Origin of the sequence: Hymenobacter terrenus (assembly GCF_000972495.1) — a bacterium.
In the GTDB taxonomy this organism is placed as follows: Bacteria; Bacteroidota; Bacteroidia; order Cytophagales; family Hymenobacteraceae; genus Hymenobacter; species Hymenobacter terrenus.
This window is the reverse complement of the sequence record NZ_LATM01000113.1, coordinates 1-1,245: the sequence shown is the minus strand read 5'-3', so window position 1 is coordinate 1,245 and position 1,245 is coordinate 1. Positions and strand designations below refer to the sequence as shown.

The following is a 1,245-nucleotide window of genomic DNA, read 5'->3' as shown; positions in this document are numbered from 1 at the left end:
CAGCAAAAAGCCCCGCTTGCCAGTCGGCAGCGGGGCTTTTTGCTGAGCAGGTAAACGCCCTGCGGCACTCAGCAGAGCCGGGGGGCTTCGTCAACCACAAGCAAATCGAAGAAGCTATGGCGATGACCGCTCATAGAGCCGGTAGGATTTAGTTGGTAGGCTAAAGCCTATTTGTTGCTCGAATGCTTGCACGACTTATTCATCATTCCCCCTCAAGGCGTGATATTCATGATGGGATAAACCGGCGAGGCTAGCGGCCAAACGCTAAGAAGGGGTGTAGGTGTAATCGCGCAGCAAGTCGCAAAATTCAGTGAAGGTTTCGGCTAGAAAGTAAGTATCTCCCTCTCCTTCCCTAGATTTTTTAAAGAAATGATTTGTGTCCCAATAGTAAATGCCTTTGTCTTCGCCAGTGGTAATGTATAGGATTTGGTGGCCACCGGGGTCACTACCAATGACCAACTCATTTTCACTTACTTCATCTGCGTATTCTTTCACCCAGTACCCCAACGTTAGGCTGCGGGCTTCCGAGTTAGTGATACCATAGAAAACATCCATTAGCACGTCTTGCTCAAGGTCTTTAACAAAAAACGTCTGGCTGTTAACAGCGGCTCCGTTGTTCTTTATTAGAAATTGACGGTAGTCTTCAGGTAGGTGAAAGCCGATTTGCTTTTCAAAAGCAAGAATAGATTCTTCACTATTTTCTCCCCAAGACGTGATGTTCATGATGAAGAATTAGCGGGGATGTAGTCGCGCAACGAATCGAAGAACTCAGTAAAAGTGTCCGCTACAAAGTAGATGTTGCCTTCTGGCTCAGCCGATTGCGGGAAGAAATCCCGGGTGTCCCAATAGTAAATGCCCCGGTCCTCGCCTGCTACGGTATAGAGTAAAAAATTACCTCCTCGGTCTTTTCCAATTAGCAGCGTATCTGGGCCCAACTCGTCCTCATATTCGCTCAGCTAGTGGCTCAGCGTTAGGACGCGAGAGGATACATTATGTAGCCCGAAAAGTACTTGGAGCTTGATTTCTTGGTCCAAGTCCTGAACGAAAAAGGATTGATTCAGTACCTCAACCCCGTTGTTTTTGAGCAGGAAGTTCCGATAGTTCTCCGGCAGCGTGAAGCCGATTTGTTGCTCGAACGTCAGAACGGCTTCTTCACTATTTTCTCCCCAAGGCGTGATGTTCATGATGAGGGGTTGGCAGGTGAGGTGGTCTAGGAATGACGGACAGAAGCAGGACGTATATTTC

At 48.0% G+C, this 1,245-nt stretch carries 1 protein-coding gene and 1 pseudogene; both read right to left on the bottom strand.

The window, feature by feature from the left end; genetic code table 11:
• Positions 1-264: 264 nt before the first annotated feature.
• Positions 265-723 (bottom strand): SMI1/KNR4 family protein, encoded by a 459-nt coding sequence (locus WX88_RS26710; protein ID WP_046247488.1) that lies wholly within the window; start codon positions 721-723, stop codon positions 265-267.
• Positions 720-1,184, bottom strand: a pseudogene (locus tag WX88_RS31680) (SMI1/KNR4 family protein). The gene WX88_RS26710 and the pseudogene WX88_RS31680 overlap by 4 nt, the downstream one beginning before the upstream one ends.
• Between the last annotated feature and the right edge of the window lie 61 nt (positions 1,185-1,245).